This is a genomic window from Candidatus Zixiibacteriota bacterium (assembly GCA_034439475.1).
Classification (GTDB): Bacteria; Zixibacteria; MSB-5A5; order GN15; family FEB-12; genus JAWXAN01.
Genome location: JAWXAN010000042.1, coordinates 53,215 through 75,733, shown reverse-complemented (window position 1 = coordinate 75,733; position 22,519 = coordinate 53,215). Strand labels below are relative to the sequence as shown.

At 47.2% G+C, this 22,519-nt stretch carries 17 protein-coding genes; 3 read left to right on the top strand and 14 right to left on the bottom strand.

Going from position 1 to position 22,519, the window contains the following annotated elements; all coding sequences use genetic code 11:
- Window positions 1-4: 4 nt before the first annotated feature.
- The 10 genes from SGI97_06005 to SGI97_05960 all read right to left on the bottom strand — a co-directional run bounded on the left by SGI97_06005 (window position 5) and on the right by SGI97_05960 (window position 16,404).
- Window positions 5-3,334, bottom strand: a complete 3,330-nt coding sequence (locus SGI97_06005; protein ID MDZ4723438.1) for a TonB-dependent receptor — start codon at window positions 3,332-3,334, stop codon at window positions 5-7.
- Window positions 3,335-3,602: 268 nt separating this feature from the next.
- Window positions 3,603-4,463 (bottom strand): hypothetical protein, encoded by an 861-nt coding sequence (locus SGI97_06000; protein ID MDZ4723437.1) that lies wholly within the window; start codon window positions 4,461-4,463, stop codon window positions 3,603-3,605.
- Window positions 4,464-4,518: 55 nt separating this feature from the next.
- Window positions 4,519-7,458 carry a sigma 54-interacting transcriptional regulator gene (locus SGI97_05995; protein MDZ4723436.1) on the bottom strand — a complete coding sequence of 980 codons (2,940 nt, stop codon included), beginning with the start codon at window positions 7,456-7,458 and terminating at the stop codon, window positions 4,519-4,521.
- 77 nt (window positions 7,459-7,535) lie between these two features.
- Window positions 7,536-7,856 carry a hypothetical protein gene (locus SGI97_05990; GenBank protein MDZ4723435.1) on the bottom strand — a complete coding sequence of 107 codons (321 nt, stop codon included), beginning with the start codon at window positions 7,854-7,856 and terminating at the stop codon, window positions 7,536-7,538.
- Between the two features lie 272 nt (window positions 7,857-8,128).
- Window positions 8,129-9,394 (bottom strand): hemolysin family protein, encoded by a 1,266-nt coding sequence (locus tag SGI97_05985; GenBank protein MDZ4723434.1) that lies wholly within the window; start codon window positions 9,392-9,394, stop codon window positions 8,129-8,131.
- Entirely contained in the window at window positions 9,391-9,831 is a 441-nt protein-coding gene (ybeY, locus tag SGI97_05980; protein MDZ4723433.1) for an rRNA maturation RNase YbeY, read from the bottom strand. The genes SGI97_05985 and ybeY overlap by 4 nt, the downstream gene beginning before the upstream one ends.
- Before the next feature lie 10 nt (window positions 9,832-9,841).
- A complete protein-coding gene (locus tag SGI97_05975; GenBank protein MDZ4723432.1) occupies window positions 9,842-12,097 on the bottom strand; it encodes an HDIG domain-containing protein in 2,256 nt (751 codons plus the stop codon).
- Window positions 12,098-12,121: 24 nt separating this feature from the next.
- Window positions 12,122-13,105: a PhoH family protein gene (locus tag SGI97_05970; protein MDZ4723431.1), complete on the bottom strand. Its 984-nt coding sequence runs from the start codon at window positions 13,103-13,105 to the stop codon at window positions 12,122-12,124.
- A complete protein-coding gene (aspS, locus tag SGI97_05965) occupies window positions 13,081-14,943 on the bottom strand; it encodes an aspartate--tRNA ligase (protein ID MDZ4723430.1) in 1,863 nt (620 codons plus the stop codon). The genes SGI97_05970 and aspS overlap by 25 nt, the downstream gene beginning before the upstream one ends.
- A 180-nt stretch (window positions 14,944-15,123) precedes the next feature.
- On the bottom strand, window positions 15,124-16,404 hold the full coding sequence (locus tag SGI97_05960; protein ID MDZ4723429.1) for a DNA methyltransferase: 1,281 nt from the start codon (window positions 16,402-16,404) through the stop codon (window positions 15,124-15,126).
- Window positions 16,405-16,471: 67 nt separating this feature from the next.
- On the opposite strand from SGI97_05960, the gene SGI97_05955 reads away from it, so the two are divergent.
- Together SGI97_05955 and SGI97_05950 are read left to right on the top strand one after the other, a co-directional pair.
- Window positions 16,472-16,720: a helix-turn-helix transcriptional regulator gene (locus SGI97_05955; protein MDZ4723428.1), complete on the top strand. Its 249-nt coding sequence runs from the start codon at window positions 16,472-16,474 to the stop codon at window positions 16,718-16,720.
- Window positions 16,710-17,459: an MvaI/BcnI family restriction endonuclease gene (locus tag SGI97_05950; GenBank protein MDZ4723427.1), complete on the top strand. Its 750-nt coding sequence runs from the start codon at window positions 16,710-16,712 to the stop codon at window positions 17,457-17,459. Before SGI97_05955 ends, SGI97_05950 begins: the two co-directional genes overlap by 11 nt.
- Window positions 17,460-17,469: 10 nt before the next feature.
- Here SGI97_05950 and SGI97_05945 read toward each other — a convergent pair whose 3' ends face one another.
- Window positions 17,470-18,834, bottom strand: a complete 1,365-nt coding sequence (locus SGI97_05945; GenBank protein ID MDZ4723426.1) for a hypothetical protein — start codon at window positions 18,832-18,834, stop codon at window positions 17,470-17,472.
- Between the two features lie 216 nt (window positions 18,835-19,050).
- Here SGI97_05945 and SGI97_05940 point away from each other — a divergent pair, with 216 nt between their 5' ends.
- On the top strand, window positions 19,051-19,545 hold the full coding sequence (locus SGI97_05940) for a PTS sugar transporter subunit IIA (protein MDZ4723425.1): 495 nt from the start codon (window positions 19,051-19,053) through the stop codon (window positions 19,543-19,545).
- A gap of 318 nt (window positions 19,546-19,863) precedes the next feature.
- On the opposite strand, the gene SGI97_05935 is transcribed toward SGI97_05940, so the two are convergent.
- The 3 genes from SGI97_05935 to SGI97_05925 form a co-directional block, all read right to left on the bottom strand.
- Window positions 19,864-20,292 (bottom strand): NlpC/P60 family protein, encoded by a 429-nt coding sequence (locus tag SGI97_05935; protein MDZ4723424.1) that lies wholly within the window; start codon window positions 20,290-20,292, stop codon window positions 19,864-19,866.
- Window positions 20,293-20,676: 384 nt separating this feature from the next.
- Window positions 20,677-21,549 (bottom strand): DMT family transporter, encoded by an 873-nt coding sequence (locus tag SGI97_05930; GenBank protein ID MDZ4723423.1) that lies wholly within the window; start codon window positions 21,547-21,549, stop codon window positions 20,677-20,679.
- A gap of 2 nt (window positions 21,550-21,551) precedes the next feature.
- Window positions 21,552-22,445, bottom strand: coding sequence for a DMT family transporter (locus tag SGI97_05925; GenBank protein MDZ4723422.1), 894 nt, complete (start codon window positions 22,443-22,445; stop codon window positions 21,552-21,554).
- Window positions 22,446-22,519 lie beyond the last annotated feature (74 nt).

Here is a 22,519-nt window from a genome sequence, read left to right as displayed (position 1 = left end):
TGTGTTATAGGCTGATCTGAAGACCGACCTGTACCTGACGGGGGCGCTCATATCTCGCTGGATCATTGTTAAAATCTGTTCCGCCAAGAACCAACCCGCCTATGTTTTGGTCAGTATCCGCACGGCCAGTCTTCTCATAGATATCCACAATATTACGGCTATTGAGAATATTGGCCATTTCGAGAATAAAGCTGTAATCAATGCCGGCCAATTTGAAATCTTTCGAGAAGCGCATATCAAAGTTAACAGTCGTCGGTATTCTCAACGAATTGATAGGCGGGGACTCCAAACCTAATGGCTCCAAATTCGGGTAATCAACGGTCGGAGTAAATGGCGCGCCGCTTTCGACAATTGACTCGAGCGCCAATGACCATCCGCTGGGAATGGGCAGACCGAACAGCCGGGGTTTGACCGTGTTTGGAATAAAAACCTGAACAATGGATTTGAGCGAGTGCCGGATATCATTATCCAGCGGATTCTCGTCCAAAGGTGCCGTTAGCAGGTAGTTCGCTTGATAGTTCGGATTGGTCTGCGAAGCTTTTCCGAACGCAAAAGCATAGGTATAGCTTACTTGTCCGGTAACGTATCCACCCGATCGTTTCTCCAAAGTCAACTCAAGTCCGCGACTGCGGCCATAGTCAGAATTTGCATAAATTTGGCGTTTAACCGGGCCGCTTTCATCGGTGAACTGATTAATCTTATCGAACTCATCCTTAAAATATCCCTGAACGTCAAGCGAATAGCTCTCATTCACGGCATATTTAACTCCAAAAGAATATTGAATGGTCTTTTGATAGTCTAAGTTTGGATTTCCAAGCACTGCATTCTGATCCACCGACGAGGTATTTCTCGCAAAGAATCGGTCAAATGTCGCTAATTGGAAGAAATGACCATAATTGAAATATACTTTTGCCTTGTCCGAGATAGGATATGAAAATCCAATTCGAGGCGAGATTTTTTGACGGTCACCTAAAATGAGTCCGCCTCGGTCATCACGACGAAGGGTTACAGCTAAATCCCTGGTGTCCTGTAGAAAATAATCCAGACGGAGACCAAGATTGGCAATCATTGAACCATATTCGATCTTATCTCGAAAATAAAACGTTCCTTGCAACGGATCGTAGCCAAAGAAGTCGCGGAAAGCTCCCCGTTCGCCGTAAGCGCCGCCATCAAGCCTGCCGCTGTAAGGTTGGTACGGCCTGTCGATACGCTCATAGGAAAAAACATCTCTTTGCAACGAGAAGCCGCCTTTTAGTTCATGGGCGCCAAGCTGTCGGAATATTTTTACTTCACCACGATAGGTCTGTGTGCGGTTTCTCGACCAAATAACTTCTGGCCTATACGTCAAGGGATCAAGAAACGTCGAACTGCCGCCAAGATCAAACCGGCCGTTTCCGTTGTCATCAGTAAACGGCTCTCCGACGTTGTACTGAAAATTTGGTGCGTCGTAGAGACCATTACCATTTCTATCGTAATACGGAATATTCGGAGACCAAATCGAAGTCGGGCCGTTATATCTTCCGTCATGATTGAGATCATGGTTAATGGTCGGATCGTTGCTTCTCACGAAGTTGTCTGTTCCGGCGTTGTACACACCGTTGCCGTCGAGGTCGATAAACGGCTCACCCAGCACTGAATCGCCATCGATATACGGCTCCTGCAATGGAGTTCCAACCAGCGCTCGGCGATCTCTATCAAAAATGCCATTCCCATTGCGATCCTGCAGGTCATCTCCGCGATCCCATACCCCGTTTCCATTAACGTCAATGTATGGCTCGCCCTCAAGGCTGTCGGAGATGCCATTATTGTTAAAACGGAAATTTGCAAATGAGCTACCGCCGCCCTGCAGATTCTGTAGGCTAAGGTATTCGCCTATGGTATAGGCCGGCCCGGTAAAATCTGATCCATAGATGGCTGAGTCAGGGAAGAGATTTATTATCGGTTCAGGGACATCATAGACACCATTGCGGTTAAGATCTGAGAAGGTCTCCCAATCGGATTGAAGCGCCATCTGATCTGGGTCCAGACCCTTGCCGGGGTTATTGGGATCGCCCGGTCTCGAAGTGTTCTGAAGATTTGTGTACGACACTATTGCTTCATAGGTGAAGTTCTTCTGAATCTCATGGGCAACTTCCAGAGAAAGGCTCTGTCGTTTTTGTGTATTAACAGGGGCGGTATTCGCGCTGAAGCGATAACTCCAATCGAAACTGGTTGTGCGAGTGTCCCACAACTTGTACGAGAACACGAATTTAAGATTTTGTTGCGGACGGAATCTCGTGTTCGCTTGAAAATGATATCGATTGTATAGTCGTTCGGGGATATCCAAACCGAATAAATTGAAATTCCCAAAATTCTTACGCGTTGCCGGTGAATCATAATTCTGATATTGGAAGTCGCCATCGTGCTTTTCAACTTCGCCATAAAGGAAATAAGTGAATTCCTTTTCCCTGAGGAAATTTATCCCAAGGGCGGGGAGAATTCGATTGGTCAGGATCGGGTCGGGACCCGAAAGCGTTAAACGGAGGAAATCTTCGTTTTGGGAGTACTTGTTGAGTCTTCCGTTACCAAGGTCATCGGTCGTATAATAAATATTGGCATTCGTGTTGTCCTTGGAGCCGACTTGCGAACGAATGTTCACAATACCCGAAAGCGCATTTCCATATTCAGGATCAAAGCCATCTTTAATAATTTGCAGTTCCTGGATCGATCCGGCCACAAGAGACAAATTGGCTCCGGCTGAACTACCGCCGAGCGGATCTCCTATCGGCACGCCATCAACAATATAGCCCACTTCACCCCCGCGACCGCCGCGAATGAAGATTTCTCCGCCACGGCCCTGCTGAACACCGGCAACCTGCTTGAGAATATTGTCAACGGTCGCTACCGGACGCTTGCTGATTGATTCCTGGGTAATTGATGCCGAACCGGAAGTTTCATACTTGTCGATAATATCGCGTTTACCAACAACGGTAATCTGCTTGTCAATGGTGGCAACCTGTTTAGTCATCTTTTCGGAGATTTCTGTGGTCAGATCGACCTTGACGTCGACTTTGGTCACTTCAACAGTATTGTAATCAAGAGAAGAAATTTTCAGCGTGTACGTTCCAGGGTCCACACGGAGAATAGTGTATTTTCCATCTACATTAGTTACCGCACCCTGTTTAGTACCGACAACAACCACCGAAGCGCCGATAACCGCTTCGCCAGTCTCCTTGTCAAGAATGGTTCCTTTTATCTGGCCGGTCGACGCAGAAAATGCGGAACTGGCGCCCAAAACAACCAGCACGGCGAACACCAGATGAAATCTAAGAAGTCCATTAGCTCTACAAACCATTTATTCTTCCTCCTCGAGAAATATCACCTACACCAAATATCATTCACATTTATATCGAATGATCTTGACGCCTGGAGCCGCGCGGTACTTTGGACGATTGATAAAATACTTCTAAGCGACAAAGATATGAGGAACACTTTGCCCTAAACCAACCCTTTACACGCGATTCGCATCATGCGTTATCATTCAGCCGTCGAGCGATTCTTGTCAGTCGCAAGACAGGCAAAGGTACGCGCTCGAACCGACCAAAGTCAAGACCTTTTTTCCCTTATCCGTTCCGGGTATCAGAAAGACTTCCGACCACGGCTGTTTGTTTAATGCAATCTCTTTTTTTTAGGGGCTCAGAAGAGATTTCCAGCGACCTGTCTTTTATCACTGCTGCCATGCTCTCTGTTATCTCTCCGCCGGCAAACTCCACTCCGGTTTCTTCCTGAAGCGTCTGCAGGAAGACTTGCGATGCCTCTCCAAACTCTTTTTCCCCCACAGTCTTCAGGCTTTCACCATTACTTGTCTCAACGTACTTTCCGGATGCTGGTCTGAGATGCAAAGCTGGATGAACAGCCACCCCTCGCCATTTTATGGCTCCATGTTGCAGGAATGCTGCCCCGATCCGGCGTTGCGCCGAGCCGACGATTTTCCCCATGGAGGTGGTCAGCTCGTTTCGCGAAACAGATGAAAAACATGCCGCTTTATGAAAAAAATCCCGTTTTCTCTCCTGTTCGTTTTCCGCAGACTCAGCGGAATACTCTGATTGGACACGGTAATGGCTTAGAAAACAGCGAATTATTGTGGCGATTTTCTGCGATGTCTGACCGATATTTCCACTGAAACCAGCCCCCTCTGATGCATTTGCGGATATCGAATACGTGAGCTCGGACGGGTCATGCAGCAGGGCCCTGCCTCCTGTTATTCTCCGGATGACAGGAGTATCCCCTACCTCCTCGCCCAGAAACGCCGTATCGGCGTTTTGATTACAGCCAAAGGTTATAGCTGGCTTTTGCCATGTGTACAGTCGGGCATAGATAGTATGCGGACTCTGGACGGCCTGAAATAGAAGCCATTCATCGAAGGCCATATTGAAAAATGGATCGGAGGCAAAGTGAAGAAAACAGAGTCCCTCGCGCTTCATCTACTAAAAGAACTGAAGAAAATGCGCGAAGACAACAGGAATTTAGACAAAGAGCCTACGCAATGGGCAGGTCAAGAGCCTTCAAATTGAGATTGTACTCTTTAATCTTGAGTCGCAACGTTGATTCGGGAATATTAAGCCGGTTGGCAGCATGTTTCTTTATCCCTCGACTTTCCATGAGGGCCTTGATAATAAACCGTTTCTCATGGTTCGAGAGAAAATCGTACAAAGAATAATCCTGCGAGAATTCAACGACGTCGGCAGCGTTCCCACTGAGGACAGAGGGAGAGGCATAGTTGTTCGTAGACTGACTGATTCGAGCGGAAAGGATCTCGACCCTGATTTTTTCGTCGTCTCCAGCAAGAAGAACCAGTTTTTTCATTTCATTTTCCAACTCGCGAACATTTCCTGGCCAGTCATAGGCCATCAAATGCCGCGTAACTTCTACGGTACAGGTCTTGCCGCTTTCAAGAAGCATATGGTTCACAAGTAGAGGAATATCCTCTTTCCGCTCGCGTAGGGATGGGAGACGGAAGCTGAAGGCAGAAAGTCTATAGAACAGATCCTGACGGAAGCGCCCGGCCGCCATTTCTTCTTTCAAATCCTTGTTTGTGGCCGAAAGAATTCGGACATCGACTTTTCTCGGTGTGCTCTCCCCAAGTCGGACGATCTCTTTGGATTCCAATGCCCGAAGTATTTTTGCCTGAATCGAGAGCGGCATATCGGCTATTTCATCGAGGAAGAATGTGCCGCCATGAGCTTCTTCGAAAAGACCGGGTTTGTCACGATCAGCGCCCGTAAATGAGCCGCGTCGATATCCAAAAAGCTCTGATTCCAGAAGTGTTTCCGGCAAAGCGGCGCAGTTGATTGAAATGAAGCGCTTGTCTCGCCGATTGGAGTTATAGTGTATGGCTCGGGCCAAAAGGTCTTTGCCACATCCGGTCTCGCCTTCAATCACGATTGAAATCGGGGAATCAACTATCTGCCTGACCTGATTGAGCAAATCAAGCATCTGGCTGCTCTGTGTAATAATATTGGCAAAGGCCGCTTCCTGACGAAGCTGGGCTTTGAGACGTCTATTATCCTCGATGAGCTTAATCTTATGCAATTCCGCCGCCTTGAAGGCAATGATGTCAGAAAAACCGACTGCAAAATTGAGTTCGTCCTGTCCAAACGGATTGATAGTGTTGTCTGGCGACAGCTTATCCAAATAGAGGAAACTGTTTGAGTTGTCGCTCATTTTGAACGGGACAACAATTACGCTTGCGACCGGATATGGGACTTCAGGGAAGAGATTATTTATATAGGGATCGCGACGGCAGTCAAGCAGGAGAGTCGGCTTTACAAGCGAGACTTCCTGTCCAAGAAGCTGTCGGAAGGTATCATCAAATTTCTTAATCTGCTGCGGCGTTATCGGGAACGAGGCGACCACCGGGCTCTCGGTAAAGTCAGGTGAATAGACTATCCCACGGTCAGCTCCGGCTCTGCGGAGCAGAAGATTGAGGACATCGTCCATTTTGCCGCTTTTGAGGTCCTTCGTATCCCCTTGCGTAACAAGATTGCCAAAAATCTTGAAACTGTTTTCTTGTGAAATTGACAGCGCCACAGCCTGATCGGCCATTGTGGTAAGAAATTGATTAACGGCTCGCACTTTGCCAGTATCAGAGAGGGTGGTAAATAATTTCTCAGCACGACTTATCTTCTTGAATCCGCGCGACAGATCGCCGCGTGAACAGGCAAAGAGTCCGGAACGGAAATCGGCCTCGGCCAGCCAGAAATCAAGTTTGAGCTTTTTGAAGATACGCGTAGCTTCATCATATGCACTTCGGATTTTTTCATGTTCATCAGAGCCGGATTGTCCCGAGATTTCGGCGTAATAAAGCAGGGTGCGGGCCAGATCAAACGGATCGCCCGCCTCGCGGACAGTTTCGACAGCCCGTGTGATATAATCCATCGCTTCGTCGTATGAGGAACGCGATGCAAAAACCTGTGCGATAACTTTTTTGGCCAGACCCGCTTCGATTTTTTCACCCATTTGCTGGGCAAGTTCAAGCGCCTTTTGGGCATATTTCATGGCTTCGTCAAGGTTATCGAGCGACAACTCGACTTCGGCCAATCTCCGGGCCGATTGGGAGACCAATGCCGACTCAGGTGCAAGCAATCTACCCTGATGATAGGCCTCGCTCAGGATCGATTTGGCCTTGAACATATCTTTTTTCTCGATAGCCATTTCGCCCTGATACTCAAGCAGAATTATTTTTTCGCGTTTCAGATTGAGACGATCAATTATTACCTGAGCGCGCTTCCAATACCTGTCGGCCGAGGTAAATTCTCTGCGGCGCAAATTAAGGTAACCAAGCGAGAGCAGGTTGACCGCCTGTGAGGTCTCCTCGTTGTGGGCGACGCCATACTCGAGTGCGGCAGTAAGGTCTTTCTCTGCGGCGCTCCAGTTTCCGGATAGAATCTTTATACGACCTGAGTTACCGGTTAACTGTGCGAGTTGGCGCGGATTGTCAGTACAAAGCAGAGCGGCATCATCAAGCAGGAGGCTGGCCGCAGAATAGTCGCATCGGGTAAACACAGCACGGGCCTGTGCGTTCAGCGAATCTATTTGTCCTTCAATATCGCCGTCTCGTCTAAACGAGGCTAACGCGTCTCTCGCACGAATCTCCGAGTTCTTAAGATCGCCAAGCCCAAAATATGCCTTGGCAAGAATGAGGAGAGCCCGTCCGTAGCGGCGTGTAAGCGGGGAATCGGCCAGAAGCTTGGCCCCCCTGATACCGGCTTCGAGTGATTTGCGGTATTCTCCTTCGAAGCAATATGAATCAGCTTTGAGCGAGAGAAAGAGACCCAATTCATGCTCGGATTGAGCAAAATCAGAGTCGCTAAGCCGTTCGAGCTCAATACGCGCTTCCGGCGCCTTTCGCTGACGATAAAGCTCTTCAACCGCAAGCAGGCGGTTATCGAGATGGAGGTTCTGTGAGGTATGTCTCATCTTACCCTATTGTCCTTATTTGTTCAACGTTACCGGGTTCACCTATCCCTGGTGTGAGTTACGTCGACAAAGATCAGTTAATCGCGAAAACCGACCCATGATGAGCTTAATCGCTTCTTTCCACCATAAAAACGAGATATCTGATACGTGACGCGAAAGATCGATCTCATAACAAAGCTTGATTCCTGTCGTGGAGAACCTGAGCCAATTTGAGTCGTTGAATCTTTAACTATGACAACCGTATCAGCGCCCGGCGGAGGTGGAAAGATAATATGACCACCGCCTGGTGGCTTGTCCGTATCCCATGGGTGTTCGCTTGACACCACTGGTACCGAAACAAAGCAGGCGATGCATGCGACAAGCAACACAAGTAATGTTGAACCCGTCTTGCCCTTCATGAGAATTCCTCCTCGGTATGTTGTGCACGAAAACGAAAATACAAAACGTATTTACAAATAAAGAGAAATCGCCAGCTACGATTACGCTATTTCCATGTAGCCTATGAGGATAATATCAACCTCATATTTGTTACAAGTCTGCTGAGCGACGCAGTTATTGCTACTGTCAAGCTATATTGATAGCAAGGGTTTGTCAAGTACTTTTTTCTAAAAACGCAAAAAATGCGTCGTGGAAGTGTGTGATTGCCATGGCATGCCACGCACCCTGAATTTTATGTAGTTCGGAGCCTCAACCGTTTGATCCTTTGGCCTACTACTTCGTCAATTTGAAACTGAAAATCATGCCAGTTTACCGTCGCGCCCTTTTTCGGGACAGAGCCCACCAAAGCATAGATAAGCCCCCCGACTGTATCATGGTCGCCCTGGTCATAATCGGTATCCAATTGGCTCTGAAGGTCTTCGATAAGCATTCCGGCATCAAGGACATAGGTGTTGTGCGTAAGTTTGACAAACTCCTCCTCTACCTCCTCGTCATGTTCATCTTGTATTTCGCCTACAATTTCCTCGAGGATGTCTTCAAGTGTCACCAAACCGGCCACACCGCCGTATTCATCGGCAACAATAGCGATGTGAACCTTTTCGGTCCTAAACTCGCGAAGGAGTTCGCTTATGACTTTGGTCTCGGGTACAAAGTAAGACGGCCGCATGATCTTACGCACACTAAACGCCTGATTCGTATCCGGTAAATCGCTGAACAAGTCCTTTACATACAGGATTCCGATTACCGAATCGATTGCCTTGAAGTAGACCGGAAAGCGTGAATACCCGCTCTCTTTCACAATTAACTGAACTTCTTTGAGACTGGCAGTGTCATGAATACCAATAATATCCATTCTTGGAACCATAATTTCCCTGACGACGGTTTGGTCGAGCATGAAGATACTTCCAATCATCTCTTTTTCTTCTTTCTCGATTATTGAGCCGCCGATGCCAGCCTGGTCGGCAAGCGTCTCAATGGCACGCTCGACTATATCATCCTTCTGCTCCTCGGTCACATTCTGCTCCTCATTGAGCCGCTTGAAGGCATGCCGGTACATCCGAACTACGGGAAAGAAGAGTATGTATATAGTGGAGATAATCCAGATGTGGCGATGCATCGATTTGTCAATGGCGGTGCGCGAGGTCCGTCTCGGAAGATACTCGACAAAGATGATATGGAGCAGCCAAACTATAAGCATAAAGAGCGGGTAGTAATACCATTGTATAGGCACACCCTCGGGATGCAGTGATTGGACAAACAAAATTGTCAATGTTGTATTGAGAATGAGAACAAAAGAGCGATAGACAGCCAAAACCTGCACAAACGCTCGTGGATCTGCAACAAGCGTGTTGAGAAACCTACGGCGGCGGCGTGATATGCCCGGAAATAGAGTTTCGACCTCTTCTGGATCGATATAAACCGCCAAAGCATAGAGCGCAACGATGTATTCGGTGAGATAACCGAGCGCGATAAAAAGCGGACAGAGCCACATAGTCATAATGGAAGTTTACTCATAATTCCAGCAAGATACGTATCCTCTTTCCCCTTCATTCTCTTCTCTTCTGCCGGACGTTGGTGATCGTGCCCAAAGAGATGTAAAAAGCCGTGGCATGCCAGTCTAAGATATTCGGTCGGCAATGTGGCCCCGTATCCGCGGGCCTGACGCTCGGCAACAGAAACACAGATATAGACTTCACCGAAAATATCATCCGCCTTCGCTTCGGAATCAAGTGGAAAGGAGAGAACGTCTGTCACCTTGTTTTTCCCCCGGTAAAGGCGATTGAGACTTCGAATTCTTGCCGCATCGGTGAACACGAGGTTTATAACCGCATCCGAGTTTTTTCGAAACTCTCGCTTTGAGACACTTTCCGCCAGTTTAACTAATCGCGCCCGTGGTATTTGAGTGGGCGTCTCCTTGTATATCATTAGCTTCATATACCCACATTCAATCAGGCTGCTGTTCTTTGGGATAGCGGACACGGTGGTGAAAAGCGGCCACAAGGATTTGGGCGAAAGCTTCCTTAATTTTTGCAAGGTCCTTGAGGGTGAGCGGACATTCATCAAGTTCTCCTGATTTGAACCGGTCATCAATAATCTTCTGAATCAGGCTGTCTATTCGCGCCGGTTTAGGGTCTTCAAGCGTCCGGCTTGAAGCCTCGACAGCATCGGCCAGCATGGCAATTCCCGTTTCTCGGGTCTGCGGACGTGGGCCGGGATAGCGAAACTCGTCCATGGAATTCTTATCCGCACCCATCTCAAGGGCCTTATTGTAAAAGTACGACATCACCATTGTGCCGTGATGCTCTTCAATAAAGTTCAATACATCATCGGGGATATTTGCCTCCTCGCCCAATTGTCTTCCCTTCTTGACATGACTTACAAGAACTAGAGCTGACATCGAAGGCGAAAGCGACTCATGCTTGGATTTAACTCCCAACTGATTTTCCACAAAGTACTCCGGAATCTCAATCTTGCCAATATCATGATAATACGCCCCGACCTGCGCCAGAAGAGGATTACCGCCGATTGACTTGGCTGCGGCTTCGGTAAGATTACTGACAATTATAGAATGGTGGTATGTCCCCGGCGCCTCAATCGCCAATCGCTTGAGCAAGGGATGGTTGAGATCGGACAACTCAAGCAACTTTATATCAGTCGTGAAGCCAAACAGTGATTCAAAAAATGGGAGGAAAAGAAAAATCGCGAGCGGCACACTAATCACGGCAATGATAAAACCGTAGAGCATTTCGCCAAGCAATTCCTCGTGAGCGCCGATCCGAAGGCTTTCAACTATCAGTATCACAAGGAAATAGCCGAACACTGCCAGAAGCATTATCCGAAAGGCATGCGCCCTCTTGCGTACCGAATGCGAGCTATAGGCGGCAAAGGCGCCGACCACCACCGTTAATAATGTTATGGGAAAGGAGAATCTATGCATGATGCCCAGCAACATTGCGAGCGCAACCACCGAGAGTATACCGACTTCGGCGTCGAAGAGTATCGCGACAATGACCGGTAGGACGGCTACCGGCAGAATATAAATGGAGGTGATAGAGAGGGCTTCTGCGGCATGATTGACGACAAACACAAGAGACAGCTGCAGGACAAACACCAAAAGCAATGCAAGGAGTTTCTGATTTGAATAAAAAATGTCCTGTCTGAAATGATTCAAAAAAAGAAAGAGACCGCCAAAGATCGCAAAAACCAGCACGACTCGTGCCAGAGCTGGCAAGTACGGTACCCACCATCCTTCGCTGACGGCATGACTTCGCTGTAAACGCACCATCTCGCGAAGAATATTTTCCTGCCGTTCGGTTACTCGTCCTCTGATCGGTACAATGATATCGCCAGAATAAATCGTCTCACGTACTGGAGAGCGCACCGAAAGCTCATTTCCCACCCGCTCGGTGTATTCGTCAGAGTTGACAAAAGCATCAGGCTCTATAAATGCCCGGCCAATGAGATAGTAATCTTCAACAGTAAAGGAATCTATCGGAGCGCGCCGGTTGAGTTCTGTGAGCAGTCTCGCATTTCCGAGCGGCAAGTCAAGTAGCTTATCTTTGAGAAGAACCATCTCACGCTCCCCACGGCGGAAGATAATTGAACGCTGACGATAATCAGAGAGCGCCGCGACACTTCGCAAAACTCCCGCTTCATAGATTTCCGTCTGAAAAATCTCACTCAGAGTAAGTAGCAAATTTTCGAGATTAAATGCCGGGTCCATTGAGTTGCGTATCGCAGATAAGCTTATATCGGGGAATATTGCCGCAATACTGTCTACCTGGGCGGATGTATACGAAGATTCTCCAAATTTATTCCGGGCGCCCCTTACCGTCTCAATAAAAAGAGCAAGTGAATCTAATATGCGTGGAAGAACTGTCGAATCATGGTCGACAATGTGAAGGATATTTGACTTGATTTCATTTTCTTCGGCCCTGAGTTCCCGTTCGGTTTTGTTGATGACGATTTGAAACGGAGCGGTAATTTCCTCGGCGGCAGTCTCTCCCTCGCGTGGAATATCAAGCGGGTCAAAAAGCGACTGACCGGGATAGAGAACACCAATGGCGATTGAAAAAAACGCAAGCATGCCGTACTTGAGAGCCTTTGAACGAATCCCCGGAGCTTCTTTCCGTCGATTCAGGCTCTGTACTTTCAGCAGTCTCTTGATGCCCCGTCGGGCTCTCAGTAAGAGTGAAAACATACGGCGATTGCCCCAGCAGGCCGCCTACTCCTTCCGCCGTGGTTTCTCATGCTTCTCATAGGCTTTAATGATGCTTTGTACGAGCCGGTGACGCACGACATCCTTTTCAGTCAGATACATGAATTCAATACCTTCGACCCCTTTGAGGATTTTCTGCACAGTCACCAGACCCGATGTGTGCCGCTCATCCAAATCAATCTGTGTGACATCACCGGTGATAACGGCTTTGGATTTCTCCCCTATTCGGGTCAGAAACATTTTCATCTGAGCGCTCGTTGTATTCTGCGCTTCGTCCAATACCACAAAGGCCTCGTTGAGCGTGCGGCCTCGCATAAATGCCAAAGGCGCAATCTCGATAACGCCAATCTCTAATAAGTTTCGTATCTTCTCAGGCTGGAGCATATCATAGAGCGCGTCATAAACCGGCCGAAGATACGGATCAACTTTGGCGCGAATGTCCCCCGGCAGAAATCCAAGCGATTCACCGGCTTCGACGGCGGGACGGGTAAAGACAATCCGATTGACTCGTTTTGCTTTGAGTTCAGCGACAGCCATCGCAACTGCAAGATAGGTCTTGCCGGTTCCGGCGGGGCCTATGGCAAAAACCAGATCGTTTTCATCTACGGCTTCGACATATTTTGTCTGGCCGACTGTTTTTGGCTTTATAACTTTTTTGAGCGCGCTGGTGAGAAGGCCCTCAGTTGAAATATCAGTTGCCGGACCATGACCGTTCTCTTTGACCATGCTGATGGCGTAGTTGACATACTGTTCGGTGATGTTATCACCTTGTTTGAGCCGGGTGACTAAATCTCCGAGCAGTCGCAGAAGCTGGTCTATCTCAGTGGGTGAACCTTCAAGAACAATTTTATCTCCTCGGGCTATTATTTTTGAGTGAAAACGTGATTCTATAAGCCTGAGGAAAATATCGTTCTGGCCAAAAAGAAGCCGCTGATCGATTCCTTGTACGCTGAATGAGCGTAGTTTTACTTCTCCCGTGTTTGTGAGCATAATACGGCTGTAGCCTCCACCTCCGCTTTTATTATTATACCAAGTTCATCGAGTTGATGCTGTTCTATGTACGATGGCGAGTTATCCATCGGTGAGCTTCCATTGGCGGTCTTCGGAAAAGCTATAACATCTCGGATTGAATCGCAACCAGCGATAATGGAGATAAGACGATCTAGTCCCATTCCAATTCCGGCGTGCGGAGGCGCACCGTACTCGAGCGCACGCAAAAGAAAACCGAACATTCTGTCGGCGCGCTGAGCGTCAATTCCAAGAATCTTCAGTATTTTTTCCTGTAAATCTCGCCGATTGATGCGTTGTCCCCCCGAGCCTATCTCAGAACCGTTGATGACGATATCATACTGCAAGGCTTTGACCCGGCGCCACGGATGATTCAGGTCTGATCCGTCGAGCTTCGATGTCAGCCCCTCGTCTATTAGCGCAAGGTCGGCTTCAACCGGATGCGAAACAATATTGTGCATAGCATCCCATCCCTTTGTCTCGGCATTATAATCAAGCAATGGGAAATGAGTAACCCATAAAAACTTATACTCTCCGTGTTTGATCATACCATGTTCCCGGCCAAGGTTAAGCCGCAGTTGACCGAGGATTGACTCGGCCCTATATGATTTGTCTGACACGATAAAAAGCGCGTCGCCGTCTTCGGTTTTGGCATGGGCGCACAAGGATTTAATCGTCTCGTAGCCGAGAAACTTTGCGATCGGTGATTTGTACTCTCCTCCTGTGCGAAGGACATACGCCAATCCCCCCGCTCCGAATTCTTTCGCTTTGACAGTCAGGTCATCGATCTGTTTGCGTGAATATGAACCGCCCCCTTTGAGCACAATCCCCTTCACCACCCCGCCATTTTTCACATTGTCGGCAAAGAGAGCAAAAGTGGAATCCTTCACCAATGACGAAAGATCGACAATCTCCATTCCTAAACGTAAATCGGGTTTGTCTATCCCCCATCGTTTCATCACTTCGTCATAATCAAGTCTTAGAAACGGGGTTTCAATCGTTATCCCCAGCACATTCTTATAGACATACGCCAGCATTCCTTCGACAACATCCCAGACATCGGATGGCGTGACATAAGACATCTCAAGATCGATCTGGGTGTGCTCAGGCTGACGGTCAGCGCGAAGGTCTTCATCGCGAAGACATCGCGCAAGTTGGAAATATTTATCGAATCCGGAGACCATTAGAATCTGTTTGAGCAGTTGCGGAGATTGCGGGAGGGCGTAGAATTTACCGCGCAAGGTGCGGCTTGGCACAACGTAATCGCGCGCGCCTTCGGGCGTGGAACGCATAAGCAGAGGCGTCTCTATTTCATAGAAACCGACTGAACTGAGATAATTTCTTACTGCAAGGGCCACCTGATGGCGTAAACGCAGATTGTCCTGAAGCGGTTTCCGGCGCAAGTCCAGATACCGGTACTCAAGGCGCAATTGCTCGTTGGCGGTGGATTTTTCAGTAATCTCAAAAGGGGGCGTTTTCGATTCGGAGAGAATGTGGAAACTGTCGGCCACAACATCGATCTCGCCGGTCATAAGTTTGGGATTGGCGGTTCCATCGGGGCGTTTGCGAACATGGCCGGTGACAGCCACGACAAATTCAGACCGGGTCCGCTCGGCTTCGATGAGCATTTGCTTGTCGAAAGTATCAGGATTGATAACGACTTGGGTGATACCGTATCTATCGCGCAAATCAAGAAAAAGTAATCCGCCGAGGTTTCTATATGTATTGACCCAGCCATTCAGTCGGACAGCCTTACCGACTTTGTCAGGGCGGAGTTCGCCGCAATTGTGGGTTCGTTTAAGTTCGGAAAAGTGGGGCACTAAATCCTCGATAACTATTTGGCATGTAATTGATTATCGACACAATGCCGAATTAATTAAGGTTATCTGACGTGACATTCTGGTAGGGCATATTCAAGCTATATAATATAGCGTTGGGGGAAGGAAGTCAAGAGGGGGGGAAGTTGAAAGAAAACGACCCGACCAAGCTCACGTTTGCAATTAGTCTTTTCGCATAACTACGATAAATTCCTGAGTCATGGTGTCTTCAAGTTCACCAGTTACATTAGAAGGACTATTCCTACTGGGCATCCGCTTATTTGGTATGTTTCTAATTATCGTCTCGAGATGAGAAAATCCTCTAGTTTTAAAGAGCTCAACGGTTATTTCATCTGTTGGTAAGACGAGTCCTTTAACTTTTCGATTTCCGACAACATAGCAAGAAATTCCACCTTTCTTCAGCAAAGGAGCCACATGCGAAATCGAAGCCTCATAGTCTTTGTAGAATGAAATCACATCTTCCGTGCGCTTCGGATCTTTACTTGACAAGGTTGATACAATTTCAGAAAGATAATATGTCTTGAATTTTTCGGAATTATTGGGTTTCTTACCACCCATTAACATGGAATCAATCTTGCCCGCGTCTTCAAAGCCGAGCCACTCTAATGACAATCGTGAATACTGACCGTAAGCAACAGTCGTTCGAGAATCGCCATATGGTGGAGATGTCACAATAATATCGACGGACTCCCTTTGCAGGACATTGTCAGGAATACCTTCGACCGTGTTGAATCCAAACACTTTGGCGGCGGTTCTACCCTTTGCATCATACATATAACTCTTTAATCCATTTCGTGCTCGATAAAGATTTGCCACCATAATTTTAAAGACATCAGGGTCAAAAATTTCTCTTTGCTTTTCAGTAATACGATAAAGCTTAAACTCACCATTTCGTGTCCATGATGCTTTTCTTATTGTTTCGCTAAAACAAACCTTAAAGAAACTCTGAATACCAATATCCTCAATGGTGCCAATAAACTGCAATACGTGAGCTAGCTTCATCTTAACAATAGGTGAGAACCAAAAATCAATGTTCCTAAAGTTTGGTAAAGTGGGTTTCAAATCCTTTTCGCATGAGAAGCCCAAACAGAAGATCATATCCCCAAACTCAGTAATCAAACCGTCTAACTCGTCTATGGGCAAAAAGCTGGTTTTAGCTGAAGACATTAGTCGAGCAAGCGGGTTTATATCTGTTCCTACCGAATCTATACCTCTGAGACTCGCCTCGACCAGTGAGGTCCCTGATCCGCAATACGGATCGAACAGTAGCTTTGCACCAGCCCCATATTTGTCCAATAGTGCGCCAGCGATTTGTGGAATCATCATCGCTGGATAATTATGGAAACAATGGGTGTGGCGCTTTGTATCAGCAGACCTAAAATCCCACAATGGATCGGCATACTTTTTTTCTGTGCTGACCAAACTCTCGAGCAAGTGATTCATCCCTTCAAATGTGCTTACCTATAGGTAAGTGACAGATTAACAAATTTAGGTTAGTTTGGCAATAGCTGTGATACAAAAAGTGACGCCCATAGAAAAATTTGTGATACAAGCCGTTAGAGATATGCGGGAAAAGTCCGGAATGACTCAGGCTGACCTCGCAGAAGTTCTAAATGTTTCTCCTGGCTTTATAGGCAAAATTGAAAGTCCAAAACATACCGCCAAGTACAATCTCTCCCACATTAATAAATTAAGCCGATTCTTTGACTGTAGCCCAAAAGACTTTTTGCCTTCAAGACCTCTTAAAGATGGTAAATAAGGAAAATCTCTTAAAGGAATTTCAGCGAATCAAAGCCCTAGGGTTTGTTCAGTCTTTGCGAAGTAACAACACGGGCATTGGATTTACTTTCGAGTATCATTTAGGAATCACTGAAAATAATAAGAAGAATCCTGACTTTGAGGGCATTGAAGTTAAGAGCCAGCGTGCACGATCCAACTCTTACGTTACAATTTTTACCAAGTCCCCCTCATTCCCTGCAAAAGTAAACGCTACTTTAACTGGCAAGTTTGGCACTCCGGATAAAACATTCCCTGCTTTAAAAGTCCTTCATACATCATGCTTTGGTAATTGTTTCAACTCACATATAGGAGGTTATAGCTTCGGATTAAAGGTAGACAGATCTATTCATCGCGTCCTGCTACAGATCAAAAGTATTAAAAACCAGAGTCTTGAGTCTACTGAGATATATTGGACATTTGAAGACCTCAGACAGCGTATAAGTGACAAATTACGAGCGATGCTTTTCGTAAGAGCTGACTCGAAGAAAGTAGGCGACTTTGAATATTTTCATTATACTTCCGCGATTTTCTACCTTGACTTGAATTTCGACAAATTTCTGAAAGGGATTGAGGACGGCCTTATAATGTTTGATATTCGTATTGGAGCCTATAAGACGCTGCATTCGAAGAGTTTCGGTAAGCCTCACGATCATGGAAGTTGTTTTAGAATAAGAGGGGTAAAACTTGAACTACTGTTCGAAGAAATGGTCGTGGTGTAGTCATTCGCATTCAGGCATCCATCCAGTTAGAGTAGCCCTCAAGTGGAGAGACACCTGTTCCGTTGCACCAAACGGAAGAACTTCCGGTGTATTTTATACCTGATACTTTCCCCCAGTAGGTATACCCGCCTGTAGGTTCCTCATCAAATACTGTCCAATCCCCCGGAAAAAAACCCTCGAATCCCTCAAGGTAAATAGTCGATTGCGTTTCATTATCTAATTGCGATTCACTGTTTCTTTGTATTGAATCAGGCTCTTCGTATCGAAGCGAGTCTAGTCGTCTTACTTCCTGGTGACGACGTTCCATCTGTTCCGCCTCTTGGCGCAAAAGCTCTGGCCCCTGTTTAAACTTAATTCCCTTCTTGTGAAGTTCATTGAGGGTCTTTCTCGTGACTAACGCTCGGTAAAGTCCGACGCTGTCGGTTGGCTCAAGCTTCGTGATAAGCGACTCGGCAAAGCGGTAGTTGCCTGAATCTCGTAAGTCAAAAATGAAATCATACAGCTTAGGGTCAGGATGGGCCGCCAACAGCGAGTCATACCTGTGTTGGTGATGGGCTTTAATGTCGGTGATCCCGGGAGTGTGCCGAAACTTATATTCGCCTCTCAACCGGTGGAAGTACTCACCGTCTATTTCGTAAACCTCGCTGTCCAAACTATCTAAGGGTGTCTTCTCCTTTTCTTTCATTTCATCGCGCAACTTATCGGCTTTTGATCGGTTAAGCCGTACTGAATCGGCCGGTCGGGTTGATGGGCGATCACCGCCTATCCAAACCGCATTCATACTGTCAATTATGAGCCAATTGGTATCATCCGGATTGACGAAAGGCGGCGGTGGGGGAGGAGGAAAAAAATATGAACTTTCCGCTGCATTGCGAGGAGGCTTGCCTTTAATTCCCAGAGCGCTGTCCCCAAAGAGGTCGTCGAATGGAGGTGGATCCTTCGTTATATCACCTTTATGAATTTCAATGGTGTCACCAGTTGAGACAAACGATTTTACATGAGGCCATCGGAATTTACCGAAGTAAAAGATAATGAAAACTCCGCTTGTCTCTCCGTGTGGAATAGTCAGCGTGATTAGCTCTTCAAACTCCTCGGATGAACTAAAATCGCTCTGCCACTCGGTTTTGCTATGGACAACCGTTTTACCCAATGGCTCCACTGTAACTTTGACAAGGTTAAACGAGGAAATACTTTCATCTCGACGATAAACCAGCTTCAACGTAGCTGGACGCCCTGCCTCAAACGTACCCTCTGCTTCGAGAGTTACATGAACAGGTTTGTCTGATGGTGGAGTTGCAAGAATATTTCCAGCGGGTAAATTAACCAAGCAGGCTATCAACGATAGCGCAGCCACACAGCGAATTACTTTTTTCATCGTTGTCCTCGATACTGAGAAGAGATTCATTTTTATACTTAATAGACGCATATATATCAAACAAAGTATGAAGTATTATTGAAAATTTTCATTTCAACCTGGAAAAATTCTAAATCCAATCTCCGAGAATGGCATTTTTCCCAAAATTTGCATTGTTTCTTTAATTCAATCACATCTTTTATTTCCTTAAGGTCAAGTGGCAATTATAATGGCCCCATGAACCTTGCGCGATACATCACCGAAGACCTTGTTAAACTCGAGATGGAAACAATCGTCGAGCCTTACATCGAAGACAGCTCGCGCGAGAAATGGCTTCAGCGAAGCAAAGAATCGATTCTCGCTGAATTGGTCGGGCTGCTGAATTTCGGCGCCAAAATCGGCAACCAGAATAAACTTCTGACAGACTTCATCAACCGCGAGCGCAAAGCCAGCACAGCAATCGGGTATGGTGTCGCTGTGCCGCACATTAGGTCTTTGCAGGCCAAAGATTTTATTATTGGTTTCGCACGCTCGACCCCGGGCTATGATTTTGACGCGCCCGATAAAGAGTTGACGCATCTTTTTTTTGTAATGGCCGCCCCACCATACGATGACTCGCTGTATCTCAAAGCCTTCAAAGCCTTAACCACCCTTGTGGCGCGCGAAGATATCCGTCAGGAACTTCGGGATGTCACAAACACGGGCGAAGTTATTCGCGCGCTCCGCGGTTAGTTTTACTGATTAACCTCTGTTTCACTGTCAATTCATTCACAAAGTCCTTTCGCGATAATTTGTTAGAATTATTTTCAAATTAAATTAAACTTTTTTAACGCTCTTTCGTCTTACTACCAAGACACAGCATTCGGATGACTCTCTTAGGGTCGCCGAAAATTTGGACGACAGCTTTGAGATATGAGGAACTTCCGCGCGATAATTATCATTGTATAGTTTGCATAAAAATTCAGGCATTAATTCCTTGTCCTTATGGTACCCTTTTGCCTGCCCGAGCCATCCAGCCCCTAACTGGATGGCTCATTTTTTTCTCTTTTTTTATGGCGCAAATGGATCGACCAGCGCGAATTTGCCGGGGGGCAATTCAATCTTTCGGATTTTGATATAAGCATTTGTATCCCATGCAATTTGGGCGAAGATTGTACTGCTTCGTCCGCCGCTTGCGCCAATTTGGAAATATTCGTCGAGACAGATGACAACATGTGTGGCAAGTGAATTTTCGTTCATGGTAAAAAGCACTGCGCCTTCATGGGGGGATGCGATCTCCTTGGATTTGAAGTAAGTTACTAACTCCTGTGCGGTTGCGTCCTTATTGTTCGGCCAAATCCCTGCCGATTTGAGACATTCCTGTACAAAGCCCGAACAGTCAAAACCTGATGGGTCATCACCGCCCCAAATGTAGGGCGTGCCGAGATAGCTAAGGGCGGTGTGGAGAAACCATCGCCGTTGGGATTGGGTGTGCATCATACAAAGAAATGCGAGGTCTGATTTACCATCGATTTGCTATGGATTTTGTAGGGGGAAGGGAAGGTGTCGAGACCTCGGATGGTATCGATCTACGAATATTGAAGAACATAAGATTGCCGCGTCGCGTCTGGGAAGAGATGACGGGGCAAAGATGGCAACCACAGGGGGTTGCCCCCTACAATGGCGCGCGACAGTCCACCACGGCGGACCGCGCGAAAAGATATTAGCCTGTCAGGCGGGGGCGCCTTACATCACGAATATCGGAAACTGAGATTGCTTCGTCGCTTCGCTCCTCGCAACGACAGGGTTGGGGGTTCGGCTTTGATTTCTTGCACCGCACTCCGCCACAGGCGGACTCGCAACGATTTCAATTGCTTTTTTTGTTTACTTAGTTGCGGTTCTCGATGCCCACCAGACACCAAAAAGGACCAATAGTCCGCCGATAGCGGTAAAAAATCCGAAGCGCTCATCGGCAATCAAAGGGACAGCAAGAACAGTTGTCGCAACCGGTTCCAAATAAAGAAAGATTCCGGCCTTGGCCGCACCGAGCCGCGCTACTCCCTCCTGCCAGAACCACTGGGCCACTGTCCCGAGTGTGCCAAGAAACAAAAGCGCGATTATTGGTTTTACTGGAAGCGAGGTAAATGACGTCATTGCCGATGTCCCAAGCATATATGTTAAGCATACTATAAGGAGCGGTGAGAAAACAACAAGCGTCACGATCAGAGGGTGATGTTGGCGCGAGAGGTCGCGGGTGGTGATTGTATAAATTGCCCATGTAAAGACCGAAATCAATATCATCCAGTCCCCTTTGCTTTGGAGCCAGTCGAGATTCACAAAGTCACCCTTGCTCACCAAAAGCAGCACACCGAAAGTGGAGATAATTATTCCTGCGATTTCCCCTTTGCCAAGTCTTTCTTTGAGAAAAAGATAGGCAAGGACCGCAGTGATAAGCGGGGTCATGGAAATTATCCAGCCGGTATTGGTTGCGGTTGTGTATTTCAGGGCTGTGGCCTGAATAAGGAAATGCGCGATGATTATGGAAGAGCCAGCGATGATATATTTTAAGTCTTTGTGGCCGAATGTCCATCGGATTTTTTTGGCAAGAATTATTCCGAGCAAAATCGGCAGACCGATCAAAAGTCGTATCCCTATGAGTTCATATTGATTTATATACTCAAGGCAAATTCTAGTGGCGACAAATGTCCAGCCCCAGATGATAACGCATGACAAAAGCAGCAACCGTGTTCCCAGCATTTCTATTTCTCTGCCTCTGCGCTGAAAGATTTTCTGTTATATCGCTCTGAGATATAGACACCGAGAGTGATTAATATCGCTCCGATAATAAGCCAGAGCGTGATTCCCTCGTCGATGAGCCACCAGGCCGCGACTACAGTGATAAGCGGCTCGACATAGAGATACACGCCGACTTCGGCTGCAGGCTGGCGTTTTAATCCCTCTGACCAGAACCAAAAGGCGAGTGCGAGGCAAAAAATCCCAAGAAAGATCAGGTGGCCGGCTGCGTTCGGACTGAGGTCAAGATATTTTTGGTAGCCGGTGTGATAGAGAGTATGCGGCACCCACACGCACGAGGCGATGAGGCACATCCAGAATGTGGCGACCAGTGGATCGACCTTCTGAGACAATCTCCGCATGCCGACGGTGTATACGCCCCATGTAAGACAGGAACCGAGAACAATTATATCCCCACGTGAATTAGACCACGCCAAATTCGCCGGATTGCCGTTGTAGACAAGCGCAACCACACCGATGCAGGCAACCAGTAATCCAATCCATTGCGAAGCATTGAGCTTTTCTTTCAGATACATCCATGAGAGGAGCGCGACAAAAAATGGGGCGGTGGTTAAAATCCAAGCCGTATTGGATGCCGTCGTCTCCTGCATTCCGGTCGCCATCACCCAAAGATGAAGAAAAATTACCGCGGACATGGCGAGTATGCCGAGCCAATTGGAGATTCGGAAGGGATCTGTGCGCCTGAAAAGAAGAACGGCGCCGAGCGCGAGCGAAGCTAAAATCAGACGGCCCGATATCATTTCGACCGGCTCAAGCTCGGCCAGCACTATTTTGATGGAGATGTAAGAGACTCCCCAGAAGAGAACCGAAGCGATGAGATACCAAAATCCTGAACCCATACGGCCTTGTGCTAAAAGGAAGCGCTGAGTATAGGAGAACCGAGCAGGGAATGAAAGATATTTTATTGAAAATA